The sequence below is a fragment of the Rubinisphaera margarita genome (assembly GCF_022267515.1).
GTDB lineage: Bacteria > Planctomycetota > Planctomycetia > Planctomycetales > Planctomycetaceae > Rubinisphaera > Rubinisphaera margarita.
On the sequence record NZ_JAKFGB010000012.1, the window covers coordinates 351,853 to 373,278 of the forward strand.

The following is a 21,426-nucleotide window of genomic DNA, read 5'->3' on the forward strand; positions in this document are numbered from 1 at the left end:
GAGTCCGATCATGACGTCACTCGGCTGGTTAATGATGACCGTTTCGGTCACCACCGTACTTTGTCTCGTCAGCTTCTGCCTGACGAAAGTTCTCAGTCTGCCTGCAGTGGACATGGAAGAGGTGAAGGGGCCGCTGGAAATCGATACCGGCGACACGGAAGACGCTGACTGAATCGGCGGCGCGACGACTACGACTCGAGGCGGAGACGCTGTTCCCGCCAGGCATCGCGGCGGCATTTGCCTTCGGCCAGCAGTGCCTTTAATTCGTCAGCGTTGTCCTGCTCGATGGCCGTGATGAGATGCGTGAGCTTCTCCTGAAACTCGCGGGCGGCAGCCAGCGTCGCCGCGGCATTCTGGCGGAAGATCGACGTCCACAACTCGGGATCGCCTGCCGCGATCCGAGTGCTGTCGCGGAATCCGGAGGAAGCGAGTCTCAAGTGATCTTCCTGAACGGCGGCCGCGAGAGCCGCAGCGACCAGATGCGGCAGATGACTGGTCATCGCCAGAACTGAGTCATGCTCTTCCGGCTGCATGGTCAGGACATTTCCACCGAGTGCCTGCCAGAAGGTTCTGACTCGCCGCGTGTGAATGTCCGCAGTTTCCGCAGTCGGTGTCAGGACAATCGTCGCTTTCTCGAACAGGTCCGGGTCGGCAAACTCGAACCCCGTCTTGTCGGAGCCCGCAAGCGGATGTCCGGGAACGTACTGAGACGCATCGATTCCTTCCGCCTGCAATTCCCGGACGATCTCCCCTTTCACGCTGCCGGCATCGGTAATGGTCGCGCTGTCCCGCATGTGGGGCAGCATTTGGGCCACCTGGGAGGCGATGAGATCGACCGGCGTGCAGATGATAATGAGATCTGCCTGAGCAGCTGCGGACTCCGGCTCCGTTGAGCCCCGGTCAATTACTCCCTGCTCGACCGCTTTCTGCAGCCGCGCCTGGTTTTTGCCGATGCCGATGACCTCCGAAACGACGCCTCGACTGCGGGCCGCTCGCGCAATGGAGCCCCCGATCAGTCCGACGCCGCAGATGGCCAGGCAGCCGATGGATTCATTTTGATGGTCAGCAGGGTTCATCCTTCAATCTTAACGTATCAAATGGACCGAAGCGAACTTTGTTGCCGCCCCAGATTGCCCGAACGGTAGATTTCGCGGCACTTTGTCGAAAGTCGATTTCATCGATGGATCTTCTTGAGGTTCCGCTCGGACCCGGATACCGTGATCTAACGTATTCAAAGGTTCTGATGGAGCGAGTTATGGACGGGTGGCGTTCGAAGCGGTGGGTGTGTTGCGGAATCCTGCTGACCGGATTCTTTCTGAATCATGAGACAGGCCAGTCCGTGATTCACGCCGGCGACTACTTTCTGACGATCGGCGGCGGCTACGCGCCGTCGAGTAATCAGATCTCGCTGGAACGAAACGTGATCTTCTTTCAGGACGTTCTGGGACGTCTCTATCGAGATCCAGTGCACCACGATGTCCTCTTCAGCGACGGTAACGATCCCGGTCGCGATTTGCAGTTTCGCAGGGTCGCTCCGCTGCCACGTGAGTACGAACTCCTCGGACAACTCTTCGATGCTGGTAAGGGACAGAAGAATTTCTATCGCGATCACGAGCTGAATGACGTACGGGGAAGTTCATCCCTGACTCAATTCAAGAGCTGGATCAAAGAGACTGGGGCGACTCTGACGCCCGATGATCGTCTCGTGATCTACGTCACGGCCCATGGGGGGAAATCGACAACCAAAGGCCAGTCGGGAAACACTTGTATTTATCTGTGGAACAAAGAACGGTTGGATGTTGCGGAGTTCGCTCGCTCTCTGAAAGAACTACCCGCAGAGGTTCCTGTGGCTCTGGTGATGGTTCAGTGTTACTCGGGCGGGTTCACGAATCTGCTCTTCGAAAGCGGCGATCGCAGTCGCGGAATCGCCGACCGAGATGTGGCTGTGTTCTGCGCCACAATCGAGTCGCGTCCAGCTGCCGGCTGCACGGCAGATATCAACGAAGAAAACTACCACGAGTACAGCAGCTCTTTCTGGGCAGCAATCGGTGGTCAGACTCGAACAGGGGATAGTGTTCCGGCCGCTGACTTTGATCAGAATGGCCGCGTTTCGCTCTCTGAAGCCCACGCGTTCGCAGTCGCGACTCTTCCGAGTATCGATCTACCGATTTGCACATCGGACGTGTTTCTGCGGCAGTACAGTTCCCAGACCGACGCCGGGGGCGAAGAGGTAACCTTGGTGACGGACAGTGCTCCGCGGACGGAACTGGAAGCCCTCGCGACACCTGCTCAAAAGTACGTCCTCGACTCGTTGACGACTCAGTTGGAGATTGCTGATGAGGATCTCAAGTCGAAAGCGACGGAGTTGAAGCGGCGTCTGGATGGAGAGCTCAAGGAAATCGATCGGCAACTGGGGCGGGCTCGTGGCCAGGTTTCGAGCAGTCGAACTTTGATCCAGCGAACCGTGCTGACCCGCTGGCCAGAACTCAACCAGAGTTGGCATCCTGAGATTGCATCAATTGTGGAGAACGATCGAGACGCTTTGCTGAACGTCATCGAAACCCATTCGGAATTCGCCCAGTGGCAACAGCGAGTGCAGGCCGTTGAGGAACTCGACGCACAAAAGCTGCAGAAGAAAAAGGAGCAGGCTCGCTGTGAGCGGTTACTTTATCTTCTTGAATCACTGGCTCTGACCGCGAATCTGCCGCTCGTCGCTTCGGAAGAGATCCAGCAACGGTACACGCAGTTGAGAGCGATGGAAGGAATGAGTCTTGGCACCGGCTCGGGAAGTTCCCATGAGATGACAACCGTCACCGCTCGCAAGATTCCCCCGACAGAGACCTCCCCTGCTCCGGTGGATTCGTCGGGCGAATGAACCGGCGAAGTCAATCCCGGTGGACTGCCCGTCCGAGCCGGTCGTTCAAGGCTATGCCGAGACCTTCCTCCGGAAAGCGATCGACGACGATAAGGTCCAGTCCCATCCGGTCAAGTTCGTGAAGTGCAGCGAAGAATCCAGCGGCAGCCTCAACGAGATCTCCGGCCGGAGAGAGATTCACGATGTGGGTGAATCCTTTTCGGTCCTGCTGTTGCTCCAGTCCGACGGTCATTAACGCACGGCGTTGCGAAGCCCCACTCTCGTCCTCTTCTCCCGCGACGACGAGGGGAGTCCGAGGAGCATAATGTTCTTTGAGTTGCCCGGGGGCCTCAATGGCTGTTCCGCTCTCGTCGGATGAGATGAGAACAACCTCCTGGCCAAGGACCTCTTCGAGTCGCTCTCGGGTAATTCCTCCGGGGCGAAGAATTTCGAATCGTCCCCCGCTCTCTCGCAGAATCGTCGACTCGACGCCCACCCTGCTGGGGCCGGCGTCGAGGATGTAGTCGACCTTGCCACCGAGTTGCCGGGCCACATGGTCGGCTGTTGTCGGGCTGGTTCGTCCAAAGGGGTTGGCACTGGGAGCGGCCAGCGGAGTACCGGCTTTGTGGATCAGTTCGAGTGCCATCGAATGATCCGGCATCCGGACAGCCACCGTCGGGAGTCCGGACGTCACCAGGTCGGCGACCTCGGCCGTCTTCTCGAAGAGCAGCGTCAGCGGCCCCGGCCAGAAGGTTTCCATCAGAATCTGGTAGCGGGCGGGAATGCCCTGGACAAGCATCGCGAGCTGATCCTGATCGGCGATGTGCACGATGAGAGGATCGAATGTCGGCCGCTGCTTGGCCTCGAAGATCTTCGCGACTGCCGTGGGGTCGAATGCGTTCGCCGCCAGGCCGTAGACCGTTTCTGTCGGCATGGCAACCAGGCCCCCGCAACGGAGGATGGAAGCGGCGCGATCAACATCCTGACCAATCGGAGACGAAGCTGACATGAACGGTGCGAATCAATGAGCGGGGCGAGCGGCTCGTCAGCTCACAATCTCTGTATGCTGATGCGACGATTTCAACGAGAAACCCATTTCGAACCCAACCGCTCGGTAAGGCAGAAGACAGTCTAGGAGCCGTCTTCTGCGGCGGCAAGACTATCGCAGCCGAGTCTGGTTCTGCCACTGCTCCCACTGCTCCGGAGTCAGATCTTCAGGACGGACGCCCGGCGGACTTGTTGCCGGCATCAGGAACTGCGACTCTGATTGCTCAGCCCGACGGTTGGCAACGGCGTTGATGACAGGTTGCTTCTCTGCCGACTGTTTCTCGACCTGATGTGTGGCGGAAGCCGTGAGAATCTGAGTGCGGCCGGCTGGCTCTTCCTTCTTGATCTCTGTCAGCCAGTAGCGGGCGGCTGTCAGATTGGCGTCGTGCTCAAGCGCTTCGGAAAGGTATCGCTCGGCGGTGTATCGATCACCATTCTCAACGAGGGCGACATAGCCGACATTGTAGGCGGCTTCAGCCCGGCTGACCGACTGGGACAGCGTCTGCACCGCTTCGGGATACTGTTCGATGCGGGCCATCTCGATTCCGAGCGAGTAGCGATATTTCGTATTCTGCGGCTGCATTTTCACCGCCTTCTGAATCTCGACGATCGCTTCGGTATGTCGCTTCTGCTCGGCCAGGTACTGACCGAACGTGTAGTGTGCCTCATGAGAATTCGGAGCTGTGCTCGTCAGGCTGCGGTAGCGGGCTTCGGCTTCGACATGCTTTCCGGCCAGAGCATCCAGTCGAGCGAGTCCAAGATTGGCTTCGACCGATTCCGGGATGCCATCGATGACCTTCTCATAAGACGAACGGGCTTCCGTCAGGTTGCCGATCTGTTCCTGAAGCCGGGCGTAACTGAGGTGAAGGTGAAGTGGATTCTTCAGGTCCTTCTCAGTACGTGGCAACGGCTCCTGCTGTACGATTTCCGGCGGATAGAGGCTCGATTCCTTACCGGAGTTCACCTGACGCGCAGCGGACTGCTGGTCAGCGACCATCGCCTGAATGGCGGCATCCTGAGAAGTGGTCGAACGGAACCATGTCAGTGGATTCCGTGACTGGGCGCACCCCGTTGCAGAGCACAGGAGTGCCAGCAGGAGTACATGATGTGTTTGAATCGGCATGCTCATCTTCGCAATCCTTTGCGTTCGATGAAGACATCAGCAGGTCTTCAGCGTGCACAGTCCCTGTGCCATAGTCAACGCGCGCATTCCCCCGGGAATGGTCGTCACTATTTCGTATCGGCTGGATTGCGGGCAATCTGAAGACAACGTGCGACGGATTCCGCACAAGTCGCAGAATCCGTAGGCCGGCCGCGACTGCAGCCTAATCCCCGCTTCCGCCACTGCCATCCACGCTGTACGGAATGTGAGGTGATTCGAGATTCTCCAGCCAGATTCGCTGGTAGTTCTCGACCTCGACAGCCGGACGACCGATCGGGGCCGTCATGTTGAGCATCACAGCCATCGATGTTTCCGGACCGGCGAGCTCGGTCACATAGTTGTTCACACTCGCCAGTCGCAGCTCATTGATGTACTTCTCGGTCGAAGCCTGGACGAAAGCCATGCGTCGCTGAGAAGGAGCATTCTGCATGATCCACAGACAATGCTCGCGACCCGATTTTGTCAGCTGATGCGTTTCCGGGTTGAAGTGGTACTCATACAGTGTCGTCGCATTCTTCCAGCCTTCGGCAATCTGGGCTTCCTGAATGACGTCGACAATGCTGCGGTCGATGTGGTTGTAGGGCGTCGGCCAGAAATGCGCTGAATGGAACTGCTGCATGAATGTCTGTTGCTGCTCGGTCGGACGCGGCCGATTCGGCCAGACCTTGCCGTAGCGATACTTCTGGCGGGATCCCACGGGAAGCGAACCGGTGTACGACCACCATTCCGGGGAGTATTTCTCCATCCCGGCTTCTTCTTTCTTCTCCCAGGGCCATCCTGCACGCGCTGAATCAGGCGTGAGAACCAGGCCGGAGAAAAAGGCGAAAAGTAAGATTTGTGGTAGTCCGAGTCGCATCCTGCCGTCTCCTCTGAGTTTCCTACTCAGGTTAGAACGCATTCAATCGTGACGTCGTTTTGAGAGCGTCGGTTGCCGGGCGGATCGCTTTCGAGCTCCTGCATCATGCAGTCGCCGGGTGGCTCGATACCGGTTGAGGTATGAAGCTGTTCCCCGAAAGATTTCCGTCCGTCACTGCGGACCTGTCTTGTCTGGCGTTTACTCCCTTGGTCGATTGACAGGCGTCAACGCTTCGACCAATGGCGCAGCACAGTCGTGCCGGTCCCTGTCCCCTCGAATTATCGACGCAAGGACATTCGCAGCATGACGAAAATCACGCATTTGGGGAAAGCGAGCGATCTGACGGTCGCATCACTCAGGCAGAGTGATGTAGACATCCCCGTTTTCCACGCTCGCGTCGTAGACCGTGGTTTGAATCGACGAGGAGAGGCAGTGCTGACCAGTGCGGACGTCGAACTGCCACCCATGCCACGGGCAAGTAACGACACCTCTGCGAAGCGTTCCCGTTCCAATCGGCCCCCCGGCATGAGGGCAGAGACCATCGATCGCGTGGACTTCGTCGCCGATACGGAAGATTGCGATGACTCGTCCGGCGACGGCGAATTCCTTCCCCGCTCCATCGGTCAGTTCATCAACGCTACAGACGCGGGTCTTTTCTGCCATCTTCGAAGTCCGGTAGAACAATGTTCATTCGAGAGCGAGTCACGCTGCTTTGGCGGTTCTCGCTGCTCTGGTCCGTTTGCGGGGCTCGCTTTTCCAGCGGCGGTGGACCCAGAAATATTGCTCCGGGTTGTTGCGAACAACACGCTCCAGAGCGTCGGAGTAACGCTGGGTAATCGCCTGAACGTTCCCCTGCAGTTCTTCCTCCTGCGGATCGATGACCTCCTCGACCCCAATTTCGTATCGAGTCCAGCGGCTGTTCACGAAATCATCGGGCAGCCGACGGGCATAGCCGACACAGATCAAAGCGTCGTACTGAAGCGCCAGCAGTCCAATTGATTTGAAGGTACTGGCCGGTTTGCCGAAGAAATCGACGAACAGACCTCGCGGTCCGGCATCCTGGTCCCCGAGCATGGCGACGCGGCCGCCGGCCTCCATCTCCTGCGAGACTTCGTCGGAAGCCCCCGACTTCAGAATCATATAGTGGCCGGTCTGTTCCCGAAACTCTCGAAACCAATCGTGAAGATAGGGATTGTCCAGGGCACGAGCGACGGCTCCGGCTCGAAAGCCAAACAGCCCGAAACTGACCAGAGACATCTCCCAATTGCCGAAATGTCCGCTGAGCAGAATCACGGGACGATCGGTGGTCAGCGACTCCACAGCTCGATAGCGGTCCCTGAAGGTGACGCATTCGCGGAAGTTTTCCCGTCGCAGTTTGCGCGGGAGCTGAATCATCTCCACGATCAGCCGAAGCAGGTGAATCCACATTCCGAGAATGATCTCATCGGCTCTTTCATCGGTGAGCTCATCGCCGAAAGCGATCTCGAGGTTCTGGCGACAGACCTGATACCGAGTCAGCTTCCGGGGGAGACAATGGAACGCAAACCTGGCAATCGATTCGGCCAGTAATACGCTCTGCCGATAGGACAGACAGCGAACCGTTGCGAGCACCGCCTTGAAGACGAAGAACTCAGCGCGGTATCGAATGGACTTCCATGTCATCGCAAACTCCCAGACGTCATGTCAGGCTGTACGGGCTCCCTCGGGGAAATCGACGTAAAGTCTTGTCGCCGAAAGGAACTGCGTCAAGACGAATCCCGATTTGATTAGGTCCGGGGCCGCTTTGGATCGGACTTCAGCGGAAGCTCGACGCGCTTGCCGGTCCAGGCGGATTTGTAGATCGCGAGAATAATCTCGACGCTTTTGCGGCCTTGATGTCCATCGACCCGCGGATCGGTATTCTTCTGAATGGCCGAAATGAAGTCCTTGAATTGCTCCATGTGACCGGTGAAAGAGATCGCCTTGGGATCACTCGCTCCGCCAGTGTTGCCCGATTTTCGCGAGAACTTCTCGATCGTTTTGGCGTCTCGGGCCAGAGTCTTCTCGAACTCCCAATGCAGAATATCATCCTGCTCGATGATCGCTGATCCCTTCGTGCCGCAGATTTCGGTCTTCTTGAGGAAGCCCGGATAAGCACTCGTGGTCGCGGTAATGGTCCCGATCGCGCCGTTGGCGAACTGAAGTGCGGCTACGCCGGTGTCTTCCACTTCGATTCGCTCGTGAGCCAGCGTCCCTGTGATCGCCGAAACGGCTGCGATTTCGCCCATGAACCAGTAGATCAGATCCACATTGTGAATCGCCTGGTTCATGTACGCTCCCCCGCCATCCAGCGCCCAGGTGCCGCGCCATCCGCCGCTGTCGTAGTACTCCTGGCTGCGCCACCACTTGACGTACGTGTCACCGAGTGTGAGCGTGCCGAAGCGACCCGCATCGATGGCTGCTTTGAGCGCCAGGTTGGCTCCGCTGAAACGCGAAGGCAGAATGGCTCCGAGTTTCACATTGTATTTCTCGCAGGCCTCGATGATCGCATCGCACCGCTTCAGGGTGATTTCGAGTGGCTTCTCGACAAGAACGTGTTTGCCCGCCTTCGCTGCTGCGATGGCCGGTTCCATGTGCGCACCACTGGGCGTGCAGATGGTGATAATGTCGATCTCAGGGTTCGCGAGCATCTCGTCGAGTTTGTCGTAGGCCTGACAGCCCTTCTCGGAAGCGAATTTTTCGGCTGAAGCCAGCGTTTTGCTGTAGCAGCCAACAAGTTTGGCTCCACGAATGTGAGCGATCGCTTCGGAATGAAAGTTGGCAATCATTCCGCAGCCGACGATTCCGAATCCTACTGCCATGATATCTCCCGGAAGTTAAGTCCAGAGTTGTTCGTGTGATTCACTGCGCCTGATGTCGTTCTGTCAGACGAGTTTGACGCGGCAGAACTTCTTTTTGCCGGCCCAGACGATCAGTCCATCTTCGATGGCGATCATCTCGTTGATGTCTCCGATCGGTGATTTGTCTTCGCCGAGCTTGGCGCCGCCCTGCTGAATAAGACGACGGCCATCGCTCTTGGTATTCACGAGTTTCAAGAGGAACAGCAGGTCCACCGCTGCGACTTTGCCGTCTGTGCATTCGGATCGCGAGAGCGTTGTTTCTGGAATATCGCTCGGCAGCCCCCCTGCTCCGATTTCTCGTTCCCAGCGAGCCACGGCCTCTTCGGCTTCCTCAACGCTGTTGTACTCGCCGGCGATGGTCCGGGCCAGAATCTGCTTGGCCGTTTTTGGGTGTCCGGCGAGAATCCTGTCGACTTCTTCGAAGGGCATATCGGTGAGTAATTCGAAGTAGGAACGCATCACGTCGTCCGGCAACTGCATGAGCTTTTTAGTCATCTCGTAGGGCGACTCGGCGATCCCAATATAATTGCCCAGGCTCTTTCCCATCCGACGGATGCCATCGGTTCCCACGAGAATCGGAGACATGACGCTGCACTGCAATGGCAGGCCGGCGTCCCGCTGAAGATCGCGAGCCAGCATGAACGTGTAAAGCTGTTCGGTTCCGCCGAGTTCGATATCGGCACGGATTTCGACCGAGTCCCAGCCCTGCATCAGCGGGTAGAGGCATTCGTGCAGATAAATCGCGTGCTCATCTTTGAAGCGGCGGGAGAAATCATCCCGCGTCAGTAATTGGGCAACCGTCACTTTGCTGCAGAGCTCGAGGATTCGGGCGAAGTCCATGCCCGCGAACCAGTCTCCGTTGCGATGGACCTCGGCCTTGGATAAGTCGACGACTTTACCGACCTGTTTCAGGTAATCCTGAGCGTTGGCTTCAACCTGCTCGGCGGTCAGACGGGCCCGGGTTTCGTCCCGGCCACTCGGATCTCCGACGAGAGCCGTATAATTGCCGATGATGATCACAGCCTGATGACCAAGTTGCTGGAACTGCCGCATCTTTCGCATCGGGACGGTATGTCCGAGGTGCAGGTCGACTCCAGTGGGGTCGATGCCATACTTGATGCGAAGCGGCTTGCCGGTGGCGAAGCTCTTCTCCAGCATCTTGCGAAGTTCGTCTTCCGGGACGATCTTTTCGACGCCGCGGCGAATAATTTCCAGTTGGTCATCAACAGGGGGAAATGTCATAGTCACTTGAGCGGAAGCAGTCCCGCTTTCTTGATTACACTGTTCCATACTACGATGAGCAGCCGAGATCGGATGCCCGCCTGTCAGTCCGGCAGACTGAGCCACCATCGGACTGGTTCCCAGAAGCAAACTGTCTGGTTTTCCGGTCTTCAGGACTTGGATTCGTAACGTAACAATCCCCTCCTTAATAAACCAGTCTTACCCCGCACGGAACCGGATGGATCCTCTGTCGATCGAAGACGAACAATCAGCTTCTCCGAAGAGTCCCGCACTGGTGTTTGCCGGCGGAGGGACCGGTGGTCATCTCTATCCGGGCATCGCGGTTGCGGAACGCTGGAAGGAGCAGTTTCCGGATTCCAGAATCGTCTTCATCGGCACCGATCGGCCCGTCGAACGGCGGATCGTCCAGGCGAATAGCCTGGAGCATGTCTCCATTCCGTTCGAGCCGCCCGCTCGTGTCCTGGGATCGCCGTGGAAGTATTTCCAGAAGCTTCGAGAGTCGAATCGGATCGTCCGGGAGCTGTTCCGTGCCATTCAGCCCGACATCATGATTGGCCTGGGGAACTACTCCAGCGTTCCCGCCGGGCTCATTGCGAGACGATCGCGGATCCCTCTGGTGCTGCTGGAACAGAACTCGGTTCCCGGGCGGGCGAACCGATTCCTGGCTCGCTTCGCTGATCATCTCTGTCTGACCTATCCGGAGTCCGCTGCTTATCTACCCCGGAAAACGCCGGTGTCAGTTACCGGCAATCCCCTGAGAGCCGCGGTCACGAAGCTCCGTGTGGACAAAACTCACCCGCCAGAACAACAGGTCCTGCTCATCACTGGAGGGAGCCAGGGAGCCCGTCTCCTCAACGAGCTATTGATCGGATTCGCTGCCCAGTGCGGCTCAGCATTGAAAAACTGGCACTTCCGACATCAGGCCGGTTCCGATGACGAAGCAGCACGAATTCGAGTTCAATATGAGGCCGCCCAAGTCTCGGCTGAGGTTCGGGCGTACTTCGATACGCCGGATGAACTCTATGAGAACGTGACAATGGCCGTCTCACGTGCCGGGGCGACGACCCTGGCCGAACTCGCCTGGCTGCGAATTCCGGCTCTCATTGTCCCCATTGCCAACTCGGTAAATAGTCATCAACTGTACAACGCGCAATCCCACGCAAGGTGCTCATGTTCACAGGTGATTGAAGAAGATCAACGGGATCTGAAGAAGGTGTTCAATAGTTCTCTTCTTCGGTGGCTCGAAGAGGCTGAGTCTCATAGTCGAGGAAAAGTTCAATCGGAGATTTCCTTAACATTCGATGCCACGTCCGAGGTAGTCAAGGTGATCTCCCGAATACTAGTTGATGTCTAGGTAAAGTTCCTGACTAATCGGAGGTGGTGGATGGATGGGCAGCGTCGCGGCAACGCGGTATCTTTCGAGCGATAGACAGTTCTATTGTTTCCGAGGTGTCGTTCTTTTTGGCTTCCCGACGAAGTCGGGCTTTTCGAGTTGTTAGGGCTGACTGAGAAAATCGTTTGTCAAGAACTCTAAACAAGCATCGTTCACTTGATAGTCTGTCAACGATTGCTAGAGTCGCTACATCTTTAAGCCAAAACGTTATTGCTATTACACCTGCCGCTTTCTATTCTTTGGTCAGGGAGGCAATGGCGGCTGCATACAAGTCCGCAGGCTCAACAGAAGAAGGAACAAGACATGGCGGAAGCAACTGAGCAATTGAGTGTTGCCGAGATTCATCAACTTCTGCGACAACAGCAGTCCAAAGTCAGTGCTCTTCAGAAGCGGCGCGAAAAGCTGGCTGAACAACTGGCTGATGTCGAACAACAGATTGCAGAATTGACGGGTGAAGACGGTGGTGGCACACGATTCAGGAATGAGAAGTCCCTGGAAGAAGTGATCATCGATGTTCTCGGAAAGAACAAGAAGGGGCTTGGACTGGCAGAACTGACCGATGCCATTCTCAAGACGGGTTATCGTTCGAGCAGCTCTAACTTCAAGAACGTCGTCTACCAGAATGTCTATAAGTCCGAAGCCGTGACTCGCGACGAAAAGTCCGGTCGCTATGTTCTCGCCTGATCGCTGATTGAGCTCGAACAGTTGGCTGGTTGCCAACAGCAACCGTGACAGACGCCCCCGCCTGAATTACCATGCGGGGGTTTTTTCACGCACCCACGTCACCGACCTTCACGTACAGGGATGCAATTCGATGTCGAATGATACTGTTGATTCTCGTCAAGTTGTCATGGACCTTCTCCGCATTGCGGGCGGAAGCGGGCAGGAAACCCAGGTCCTTGCCGCCATCGAAAGGAAGTTGCTCGATGCAGGGCTCGATCCGACTCAGATGCGTTACGACGAAGCCAACACGCGAGCCGGCTTCGGTGAGGTTGGTAATCTTATCGTCACCCTTCCGGGGACGATATCAGCTCCCCGTCGACTGCTCATGGCTCATGTCGATACAGTCCCTCTTTGCCTGGGAGCGGTGCCGCTGATTGACGGCGAATACATTGTCTCTGAATCAGCTGAGACAGCGCTGGGAGGAGACGACCGTTCTGGAGCCGCTGTTGTTCTTACGACTCTCTTACGGATTCTCAACGAGCGTCCCGAACATCCTCCACTGACATTTCTGTGGACCATTCAGGAAGAGATTGGATTGGTCGGAGCCCGCTACGTCGATCCTGAGGAATTGAATCACCCAGAACTCTGTTTCAATTTCGATGGGGGGCCTCCGCACAGTGTAATCCGCGGAGCGACTGGTGATTCTCATATGGACATCATCGTGCGGGGACTGGCCAGTCATGCCGGTGCTCATCCCGAACAGGGGATCTCCGCGATTGTGATCGCGTCGATGGCGATCGCTGAGTTGCAGCGGGATGGCTGGCTCGGATTGATCGAGAAGTCTCATGGTCGTGGGACAAGCAATATCGGCTACATTTCCGGGGGAGCCGCAACCAATGTGGTGACCGATCTGATCACGATTCGAGCGGAAGCCCGCAGCCACGATCCGCAGTTCCGCCAGGAGATCGTTGATACCATCCAGCGAGCATTTGTGACCGCGGCCGAAACACTGGCTAACGCCGCCGGGGCACATGGCACGGTCGAGTTCAAGTCTCGCTCGAAATACGAGGCTTTCGCTCTCGAGGAAGATTCGGCCGTCGTAACCGCTGCGAAGGAGGCAGCCCGAGGAGCCGGTTTGACGCCCGAAACCCGAATCTCGAACGGTGGTCTGGATGCCAACTGGATCTCGTCGCATGGACTGCCGACCGTCACGATCGGCTGCGGGCAGGAGTTCATTCACACCGTGAGCGAACGACTCCACCTGCCGAGTTTTGAGAACGCCTGCGAGATCGCCTGGCGGCTGGCATTGGACAACGCCTGATCTCTATAGTCCACTGGGGTGGATTCGATTGGCGAACCGTTACGGCAGTGTGTTGATCCGGATATTGCGGAAGTTGAGGTCGGTGGTCGGATCGTGTCCCTGCAGACTCAGGTGGCCGGCTTCGAGTCGTTGTCCCTTGCGAGGGTTCTCATCTGGTTCACGCGTATCTTTCCAGCTGACGACCGGGTAGCCATCGACCCAGGTGGCGATCTGCGGTCCCGCGGCGACGAGTGTAATTGTGCACCATTCGTTGTCGGACGAAACAACCCGGCGAGCCTCGACGCGTCTGAAAATTGCACCCGTCCCGGCGTTGTTCGGCTTGTTCGGATCATCGTCCGTCATGCCGTTGTGAATTTGAACTTCATAGCCGTTGGAAGGGTTCTCCTTTGTTCCCGGCATCGCTCTGAAGAAGAGGCCACTGTTGAGTTCTTTCGCGTTCGTTTTTGCTTCAAACTGCAGGACGAAGTCCTCGAAGGTCTCCTGGGTTTCGAGAAAGCCGGGACCGTTGACGACGTGAATCGTTCCTGTGACGACGTCGATAACACTCTCCGATCCGGGGACTTCTCGCCAGCCGGCGAGGTCCGTTCCGTTGAACAGTGGTTCCTGATTCATCGGCTGCAGACGGACATCGCGAAAGGCGACCGCTCCGCTGTTCTTTTGCAGCCCGATATGGCCTGACTGAAGCCAGTTGTCGCGAGTGTCTTCGTAGGAATGAGTTGGGCCATCGTCGATCTGGATATCGATCTTTCGTCCAACGGCAGTCACCGTCATTCGGTGCCAGTCCCCATCGCCGAACTTCGCACCGGGATCGAATTCAGAAAGTCCGACCAGACTGCCGGAAACGAATCCTTCGGGATGCGTGTCCGCCAGGTTGATCTCGTAACAGTCTTCACTGGGTTGACCCGGCTGAGGAGCACAGCGGATAAAGACGCCACTGTTCGTTTCGCCGGTCATCTTGAAATCGAGCGTGAGTCGGAAATCGTCGAAGGGGACATCGGTCATCAGCAGGCCAATCGGGCCGCTGTCGGCAGTGATGGTCTGGTTCTGGACCGCCCAGTTGACGTCGTTCACTCGATGCCAGCCGAAGAGAGTCTCGTTGTCGAAGAGCAGGATCTGCCCGGCTTCGATTTCTTCGTCCGTAAGCGGATTGACGTAGGTGATCTCGGCAGGCTCTGCGTCAGCCGCCGGCGCTGCCGTTGAAGTCGCTTCCGGCTGGGGACTCCCGCCTTCGGGCTCCTGCGGTCGCTGACACCCTGCGGTCACCACGAGTGTCAGACAGAGCAAGCCTGCGAGAAAAGGAAATCGAGAATCAGTGATGGTGGTGTTCATACAGATCATCCCGTCGAGATCGTGCTGAGTTGAGAGTGTTACCTACTGCCCTTGATCAGAATGCTCGAGGGCCCATTTTAAATAGGCTTCGAGAAACGGATCGAGCTCTCCTTCGAGAACCGTCAGTGGGTTCGCCGTCTTCAGTTCGGAACGCGTGTCCTTGACGAACTGCTCCGGCTGGAGGACATAGTTCCGAATCGTTTCGCCGCCGAAGCCGATCTTGGATTTCTCGCCACGGCGGGAAGCGACTTCCGCTTCGCGTTTTTCAATCTCCAGTTGATACAGCTTGGCGAGCAACATCTTGCGAGCCGCGGCCCGGTTCTGATGTTGACTTCGCTCATTCTGGCAACGCACAACAACACCAGTGGCGAGATGCGTCAGACGAACGGCCGATTCTGTCTTATTGACATGCTGCCCCCCTGCACCGCCAGCGCGCATCGTGTCTTCATTGACGTCCTTGTCCCAGTCGATTTCGATGTCGAGTTCATCGTCGATTTCGGGGGTGACATCGACCGCCGCAAAGGCTGTCTGCCGTTTTCCCGCGGAGTTGAACGGACTCATGCGAACGAGACGGTGATTTCCGGACTCCCCTTTAAGGTAGCCATAGGCGTAGTCGCCCTTGATCAGGAGCGTGGCGTGCCGGATCCCCGCTTCTTCCCCGTCGGTTCGTTCGTACAACTCCAGTCCGAAGCCGCGATTCTCGGCCCATCGCATATACATGCGGAGCAGCATCTCCGCCCAGTCGGCTGCATCGGTGCCGCCTTCCCCCGCCTGAATCGTAACGTAGGCGTTGAGCGCGTCTTCGGGTTTGCCGAGCATCGTCTGCAATTCGACGGTGCTTAGAGTCGCGGTCAGCCGTTCAACGGTCTGCTGGATCTCGGTGACGGTTTCCGGAGTTTCTTCGTCTTCGGCAAACTCAAGCAGGACTTCCAGGTCTTCAGCCCCCGCAATCAGCTCATCGAGTGGATTGAGCAGTGCTTTCAAGCGACTGAGTTCAGTCACCTGCTTCTGGGCTTTCTCCTGGTTATCCCAGAATCCCGGCGCGGCCATCTTCGCGTTGATCGACTTCAACTCTTCCTGTTTGACGTCGTAGTCAAAGAGAGTCCTTTAAATAGAGGATGCGCTCGGTCAGGTTCTGGCAGGCGTCGCGGAGCTCGCTGTCCATCGTGCGAATGGTCTTTTCTAAAGAAGCAGCTTCGGCTGCGGGGTATCACTGCGGAGATGCAATTGTAGCGGTCCAACGCCCGAAGACAAAGGAAGCCGACCGCATCTCAAGCTGAGTGAACCGTGGAAGTTTACGGATTCGATGCGGGCTGTTTCAGGCCGATTCCTGAGTAGTAGAAACCTCGGGCGAACATCTTCTGAGGATCGAACAGATTGCGACCGTCGAAGATGACCGGGTTCTTGAGACGCCGTTTGATCAGGTTGAAGTCCGGTGTCCGATACTCATTCCATTCCGTGCAGATCGCCAGCGCATCGGCTCCCTCAACCGCTTTGTACTGCTGGTCACAGAGTACAACTCGATCGCCGTAGGCCGCCTGGACATTCTCCATAGCCACCGGATCGTGAGCCTGCACTTTGGCTCCTGCTTTCAGCAGTTCGTCGATCAATGTCAGGGCGGGAGCTTCGCGGATGTCGTCGGTTTTCGGCTTGAAGGCCAGGCCCCAGAGAGCAATCGTTTTTCCTTCGATCTTGTGATCGAAATAGCGGCTAATCTTGTTGAAGAGGATCGTTTTCTGCGCGCGGTTAACGGTATCGACCGCGTTGAGCATTCGCGTTTCGATCTCATGATCTCGAGCGGTCGCGATGAGCGCCCGAACGTCTTTGGGGAAACAGGATCCCCCATAGCCGACACCCGGGAACAGGAACTGAAAGCCGATTCGCTGATCGTGCCCGATCCCTTTACGGACTTCGTTCACGTCGGCTCCAACTGCTTCGCAAAGGTTGGCCATCTCGTTGATGAAGCTGATTTTTGTGGCCAGCATGCAGTTAGCGACGTACTTGGTCATCTCGGCACTCTCAAGTCCCATGACCAGAAACGGATGCTCCGTTCGCAGAAACGGTTTGTAGAGTTCTTCGAGCACATCGGCGGCGAGTTTCGTCATCACGCCGACGACGACGCGGTCCGGTTTGGTAAAATCATCGATCGCGCAGCCTTCCTTGAGGAACTCCGGATTCGATGCGACGTGGACTTCCCGTCCCAGTTTTTCCTTGAGGCGATCGTAGACGCGCCGATTTGTTCCGACTGGAACCGTGCTTTTGCAAATCACGACAGCCTCTTCCGAAAGATGCGGCGCGATCGAATCGCAGGCGGCCCAGATCCCCGACAGGTCGGCTGCTCCGTCGTCTCCCATCGGTGTTCCCACGGCGAGGAAGACACCGGCGGCCTCTGGGACGCAACTGGCCACATCGGTTGTGAACTGAAGCCGACCGGCGGACTGGTTGCGTTTGACCAGTTCTGTCAGGCCGGGTTCGTAGATCGGGATGATTCCCTGATTGAGCCGTTCGATCTTGCCGGTATTGATGTCCACGCAGGTGACATCGTTTCCGCTTTCGGCGAAGCAGGTCCCGGTGACCAGCCCAACGTATCCAGTGCCAATGACGACAATCTTCATGAAAACCTCGTTCAGAACCGTCTGCCTGCGGTGTCGGGTCAATCCTTGATGTGACTTTGTGAGCGTGGCCGATCGATGGTTGGTCGGGAGACCGCAGAGATATGGGACGGAATCAGCCTACCTTCTCCTGAAAATCTCGGCACAAGTCGGTCGCGGAATCATAGACAATCGCCAAAACCGACGCGAGACCCATGCAGGTCGGACCGTTTTTAGGATCTGTCGCGATACTGCTGATCGTAGTAGATGCGATACTCCCCCGACCGGATGCGGTCTGTCCACTGCTGATGCTCCAGATACCATTCGATGGTTTCTTTCAGGCCGGTTTCGAACGGAATTCGCGGCTGCCAGCCGAGTTCCTGTTTCGCCTTCGCGCAGTCGATGGCATACCGGCGGTCGTGCCCTGGTCGATCTTTCACGAAATTGATCAAGGAATCTGGCTTGTTGAGCAGTTCAAGCAGGGTTTCCGTCAGCCGCAGGTTCTCCAGTTCGCACTCGCCTCCGAAATTATAGACCTCGCCGGGGCTGCTCTGGTGGAGAGCGGCGGCGATTCCCCGGCAATGATCGCTCACGTGAATCCAGTCGCGGACCTGTCGGCCGTCGCCATAAACGGGCAGTTGTCGATCCTCCAGGGCATTGGCGATAAACAGCGGTAGCAGCTTTTCCGGAAACTGATACGGTCCATAGTTGTTGGAGCAACGGGTGATGATCCCGGGAAAGCCGAACGTGTGGCAGTAGCTTCGCACGAGCAGGTCGGCTGCAGCTTTAGACGCCGAATACGGGCTGTTCGGAGCCAGCGGTGTCGTTTCCGTGAAGAAGCCGCTCGATCCCAGGCTGCCATAAACCTCGTCGGTGGACACCTGGAGGTAACGCTTGATCTCGTTCTGTCGGGAGGCATCTAACAGGACCTGAGTCCCGACGATATTGGTCTGAACGAAAGGACCCGAATCGAGGATGCTGCGATCGACGTGCGACTCAGCCGCGAAGTTGACCACGGCGTCAATGCCGTGGTCATTCAAGCAATGATTCACAAAATCCGCATCGGCGATGTCACCATGCACGAACTGATATCGCGAGTGCCCTTCGACATCGGTCAAGTTCTCGAGATTGCCGGCATAAGTCAGCTTGTCGAGATTGATGATTCGGAATCGATCGTCAGCGAACTGCGGATCGGTGAGCAGCATCCGGATGAAGTTAGAACCGATGAAGCCACATCCGCCGGTGACGAGCAGTGCTTCGGGAACGAAGGGCGTTGCATTCATGCAGTCTGGTCCACCCGTGTCAGGCGAAGGCCTTCGGCGATTACTCGCCGCTGGTTGCTTCGCCCTTCACTTTCTTTCCATAGATTCGAATGTCGTCAAACCGTCCGGGATCATCGAAGGAGCCGATGCCAACTCGACCGGATTTGAAGGTCTCATCGTTCGCGGTCATCACGGGTTGGTTCATGTCGTCGAAGTAAATCTCAATAGTTCCTGAACTGACTTTGCGGACAACCCGGGCGTGATGCCATTGATCGTCCCAGTTCGTGCCTGGGGTGGTCTTTGTGGAGATCGCGACACGCGGGGCGTCGTTGACGATGAAAATCTGATTCGCGTGCGCGTCGGTCTTCTTTCCAAAATGCACATAGTAGAAATGAGACTCATCGACATAGTTGAAGAACAGGCAAAGCGATCGATGATCGTAGTCCGGTGAAGTCGACTGCAGTTGAACATCCAGAATGACGTCGCTGAATTCCTGGTCCTTGAGGATCGCCCGGTTATAAGGTGATCGGTGAGGTGGCTCGTAGTTGCTCTTCTTCTTCGTCAGGGCGAAGACCTGATCATCGCCATCCTGCTGCAATTCCCAGGCGGAACTGTCGGTCGTCTTCCAGGAGTCTGCTCCCCTGGAAAAGTCTTCCGTAAACTGCAGCGGCAGTCCTTTCAGTTTCTTTGGAGCCGAATCATCAGCGTGGACCGCGGTGAGAGAGAAAGAGGAGAAAACGAAAAGGCAGAGCACGCGTGTCATGAAATGCACCTGTCGATGAAGTGGCTGGCGATAAGCGAACTGGTATCGATCAAGGTATCCGACCGCCATCGTCAGCTCAATCGATCATCGAAAGATGCTCTTGAGAACGCCACCGGCGGGACGCACGGCGACTCGGTCCAGAAGTCCGCTGGCAAGTGTTTCATTGACGCGCAGTTCGCTCAGCAATTGCTGGTACTTGCCATCGATTTCGTTGGTCAATGACTGTGTCTGTCGCTCAATTTCGCTCTGGGCGAGTTGAGTGAACTCGATCTTTCGCAGCTGCAGTTCCCGTTGGAAGCCCTGCTGAAGGCCGGCGACGATATGACGGCCAACATCGGATTGCATTTCGATTCGGGGCGATCGGATCGAGCCGGACAGTCGAATCTCGCCTTCGACATGATTGACCGCATCGAGTGCGGTCGTCAGCAGCTCGACCGGAGCGAACGGTTTGATGCCTCGTTCTGCGAGAAGGGTGGGCTGCACCTTCAGCGAGCTGTCGACATCGAAACGCACATCCTGCTGCCGCCAGTTGACGGTCGACTGAATCTCATCCCCAGCGAGTCGAAAACGGAGGTCGGCGATCAAATGTCCGGTATGAGCATTGAGTTTCAGTTTCTCATGACTGGCGATCGTGTGCACCGGGACGTGGTCAGTCGTCATATGACCGACGAGATCGAAAACCGGCGGGCTCTGGCTGAAATCGCATTGCCCGTCGATCATGTAATGGCCTTCGTGACTGAGTTCGAAATGGTAAGTCAACGGCTGTGGATAGTGTCGGGCTGCCGAAGTCACGTTGCAGAGTTGTCCGGAGAAGATCGCTTCTCGTTCATTCAGATTCGCCATGCCGTTGATGTCGAGACGACGCAGCAGGAACCTGGGAATGTCGCCTGCGGTGTCGAAGTCGATCGTGCGGCCGGTTTGCCGCTCCGGCTCATAATCTTCCGTTGCCACGGCGACGCATCGCTGCACGAACCCAAGCCATGAGGCGAGTTCTTCGAACTGTTGTTTGGCCTGGGGGCCGACGATGGCGGCCGTCAACTCATCGGCGTTCAGCGGGATGGCATCGATCTGGCTGCGAATGGACGCGACGTCCCGCTCTTTCGCCGCTTCCAGTTCCTGCAGATCGACCCGCGCCTGTTGCGGGAGCATCATGAACTCTTCTTTGAGTCGCTTGCTCTCGGCGATCAAAGCATCCACCTGTCGGGCCAGTCGAGCGGAGCGTTCGAGCTGCTCAAGGGGGTTGTTCGACTTCTTGATCGTTTCGAACTCGGTTTTCAGAGATTCTATGTTCCGTTTCAGAGACTCCGACTGCTGGCGGTAGGCATTGAAACGGTCCTGCCAGAAGTGCTTCTTCTGCTCGGCCAGCTGCACTGTTTCCAGCTGGTTTGGGTTGTAGGCATCGATAACTTTCGAAAGCAGGGTATCGAAGAACGAGTCGGCTGCTCCCCGGGCAAACTCCGAGAGGACACCAACCTGTGTCCGAAACGGAAAGGACCATTCTTCACCATCGACGGAGGTGGAACTGAAATCGAGAGAGGACGCCGTGTTGACGCGGACGTCATTGATCGTGGCGTAATCGATGACGAACTTCTTCCGCAGGAGGGCATCTCGATTCAGTTCGACGTTGATCGCGGCGATTTCGACGGCGTTCACGCCCGGTTCGTCTTTACTGGCGATTTGAACCCGCTCGAGGTTGAGGTGTGTGTTGAAGAAGCCCGATTCGAGCCGGTCGATTCCGACAGTAGTGCCCAGAGCCGCTCCCGTGCTGGACGTGATCGACCAGTGCAGCAACGGCTCGAACCCGAATGCGATCAGAGCCCAGCAGAGACAGGCCGCCGTGAGTCGCGGGACGAGATATCCCCAGCGAAGGGCGAACGCTTTCCGTCGCGATTTCTCAGACGTGTCGGGCCCACTGGAATGGGCAGGTCCACGTAAGGTTCGGAGCTGCTGGTTCTTCCGTGCCAACTCAGCCGTGGCATCACTGTGCGGAAACGGCCGTGCTGAAGGAACCTGAAGCTGGTTGTGCTGTTGCGGATTCATCACTGCACTCGATCAAGAGAATGA

Annotated in this window: 19 protein-coding genes; 5 read left to right on the plus strand and 14 right to left on the minus strand. The window is 56.9% G+C overall.

Annotated elements, in window-relative coordinates; all coding sequences use genetic code 11:
• The first annotated feature begins 10 nt into the window (after nt 1-10).
• The gene (locus tag L1A08_RS09930; RefSeq protein WP_238756197.1) at nt 11-172 is read left to right on the plus strand and encodes a hypothetical protein; all 162 of its coding nucleotides are present in this window, start codon (nt 11-13) and stop codon (nt 170-172) included.
• A 16-nt stretch (nt 173-188) separates the two neighbouring features.
• Here the strand turns inward: L1A08_RS09930 and L1A08_RS09935 are convergent, their stop codons facing one another.
• Nucleotides 189-1,076 carry a prephenate dehydrogenase gene (locus L1A08_RS09935; RefSeq protein ID WP_238756198.1) on the minus strand — a complete coding sequence of 296 codons (888 nt, stop codon included), beginning with the start codon at nt 1,074-1,076 and terminating at the stop codon, nt 189-191.
• A gap of 179 nt (nt 1,077-1,255) precedes the next feature.
• Between L1A08_RS09935 and L1A08_RS09940 the strand changes: the two genes are divergently transcribed.
• Complete coding sequence (locus L1A08_RS09940) at nt 1,256-2,875, plus strand: hypothetical protein (RefSeq protein ID WP_238756200.1); 1,620 nt, start codon at nt 1,256-1,258, stop codon at nt 2,873-2,875.
• Between the two features lie 10 nt (nt 2,876-2,885).
• On the opposite strand, the gene L1A08_RS09945 is transcribed toward L1A08_RS09940, so the two are convergent.
• The 7 genes from L1A08_RS09945 to tyrS form a co-directional block, all read right to left on the minus strand.
• The gene (locus L1A08_RS09945; RefSeq protein WP_238756202.1) at nt 2,886-3,863 is read right to left on the minus strand and encodes an L-threonylcarbamoyladenylate synthase; all 978 of its coding nucleotides are present in this window, start codon (nt 3,861-3,863) and stop codon (nt 2,886-2,888) included.
• Nucleotides 3,864-4,013: 150 nt separating this feature from the next.
• Entirely contained in the window at nt 4,014-5,024 is a 1,011-nt protein-coding gene (locus tag L1A08_RS09950; protein WP_238756203.1) for a tetratricopeptide repeat protein, read from the minus strand.
• Nucleotides 5,025-5,226: 202 nt separating this feature from the next.
• Complete coding sequence (locus L1A08_RS09955; protein WP_238756205.1) at nt 5,227-5,808, minus strand: hypothetical protein; 582 nt, start codon at nt 5,806-5,808, stop codon at nt 5,227-5,229.
• A gap of 462 nt (nt 5,809-6,270) precedes the next feature.
• Nucleotides 6,271-6,582 (minus strand): Rieske (2Fe-2S) protein, encoded by a 312-nt coding sequence (locus L1A08_RS09960; protein ID WP_238756206.1) that lies wholly within the window; start codon nt 6,580-6,582, stop codon nt 6,271-6,273.
• A 39-nt stretch (nt 6,583-6,621) separates the two neighbouring features.
• Nucleotides 6,622-7,581, minus strand: a complete 960-nt coding sequence (locus L1A08_RS09965) for a lysophospholipid acyltransferase family protein (protein WP_238756207.1) — start codon at nt 7,579-7,581, stop codon at nt 6,622-6,624.
• A gap of 104 nt (nt 7,582-7,685) precedes the next feature.
• Complete coding sequence (locus L1A08_RS09970; RefSeq protein WP_238756209.1) at nt 7,686-8,759, minus strand: Gfo/Idh/MocA family protein; 1,074 nt, start codon at nt 8,757-8,759, stop codon at nt 7,686-7,688.
• A gap of 63 nt (nt 8,760-8,822) precedes the next feature.
• On the minus strand, nt 8,823-10,040 hold the full coding sequence (tyrS, locus tag L1A08_RS09975) for a tyrosine--tRNA ligase (protein ID WP_238756211.1): 1,218 nt from the start codon (nt 10,038-10,040) through the stop codon (nt 8,823-8,825).
• 217 nt (nt 10,041-10,257) lie between these two features.
• Here tyrS and L1A08_RS09980 point away from each other — a divergent pair, with 217 nt between their 5' ends.
• The 3 genes from L1A08_RS09980 to L1A08_RS09990 all read left to right on the plus strand — a co-directional run bounded on the left by L1A08_RS09980 (nt 10,258) and on the right by L1A08_RS09990 (nt 13,417).
• Nucleotides 10,258-11,394, plus strand: coding sequence for a UDP-N-acetylglucosamine--N-acetylmuramyl-(pentapeptide) pyrophosphoryl-undecaprenol N-acetylglucosamine transferase (locus L1A08_RS09980; RefSeq protein WP_238756213.1), 1,137 nt, complete (start codon nt 10,258-10,260; stop codon nt 11,392-11,394).
• A 342-nt stretch (nt 11,395-11,736) separates the two neighbouring features.
• A complete protein-coding gene (locus L1A08_RS09985; RefSeq protein ID WP_238756214.1) occupies nt 11,737-12,117 on the plus strand; it encodes a MerR family DNA-binding protein in 381 nt (126 codons plus the stop codon).
• A gap of 130 nt (nt 12,118-12,247) precedes the next feature.
• Entirely contained in the window at nt 12,248-13,417 is a 1,170-nt protein-coding gene (locus tag L1A08_RS09990; RefSeq protein ID WP_238756215.1) for a M20/M25/M40 family metallo-hydrolase, read from the plus strand.
• 39 nt (nt 13,418-13,456) lie between these two features.
• Here L1A08_RS09990 and L1A08_RS09995 read toward each other — a convergent pair whose 3' ends face one another.
• The 6 genes from L1A08_RS09995 to L1A08_RS10020 form a co-directional block, all read right to left on the minus strand.
• On the minus strand, nt 13,457-14,746 hold the full coding sequence (locus L1A08_RS09995) for a 3-keto-disaccharide hydrolase (RefSeq protein ID WP_238756216.1): 1,290 nt from the start codon (nt 14,744-14,746) through the stop codon (nt 13,457-13,459).
• 42 nt (nt 14,747-14,788) lie between these two features.
• Nucleotides 14,789-15,911 (minus strand): peptide chain release factor 2 gene (prfB, locus tag L1A08_RS10000; RefSeq protein ID WP_238756218.1). Its coding sequence is split into 2 segments (ribosomal slippage): nt 14,789-15,841 and nt 15,843-15,911, totalling 1,122 coding nucleotides; the frame shifts between segments, so codons are not numbered across the junction.
• Nucleotides 15,912-16,041: 130 nt separating this feature from the next.
• Complete coding sequence (locus L1A08_RS10005) at nt 16,042-17,361, minus strand: UDP-glucose dehydrogenase family protein (protein ID WP_238756220.1); 1,320 nt, start codon at nt 17,359-17,361, stop codon at nt 16,042-16,044.
• A 209-nt stretch (nt 17,362-17,570) separates the two neighbouring features.
• On the minus strand, nt 17,571-18,620 hold the full coding sequence (gene rfbB / locus L1A08_RS10010) for a dTDP-glucose 4,6-dehydratase (RefSeq protein WP_238756221.1): 1,050 nt from the start codon (nt 18,618-18,620) through the stop codon (nt 17,571-17,573).
• Nucleotides 18,621-18,660: 40 nt separating this feature from the next.
• Nucleotides 18,661-19,431 (minus strand): LamG domain-containing protein, encoded by a 771-nt coding sequence (locus L1A08_RS10015; RefSeq protein WP_238756223.1) that lies wholly within the window; start codon nt 19,429-19,431, stop codon nt 18,661-18,663.
• Nucleotides 19,432-19,446: 15 nt separating this feature from the next.
• Nucleotides 19,447-21,402, minus strand: a complete 1,956-nt coding sequence (locus L1A08_RS10020) for a hypothetical protein (protein WP_238756224.1) — start codon at nt 21,400-21,402, stop codon at nt 19,447-19,449.
• Nucleotides 21,403-21,426: the final 24 nt, after the last annotated feature.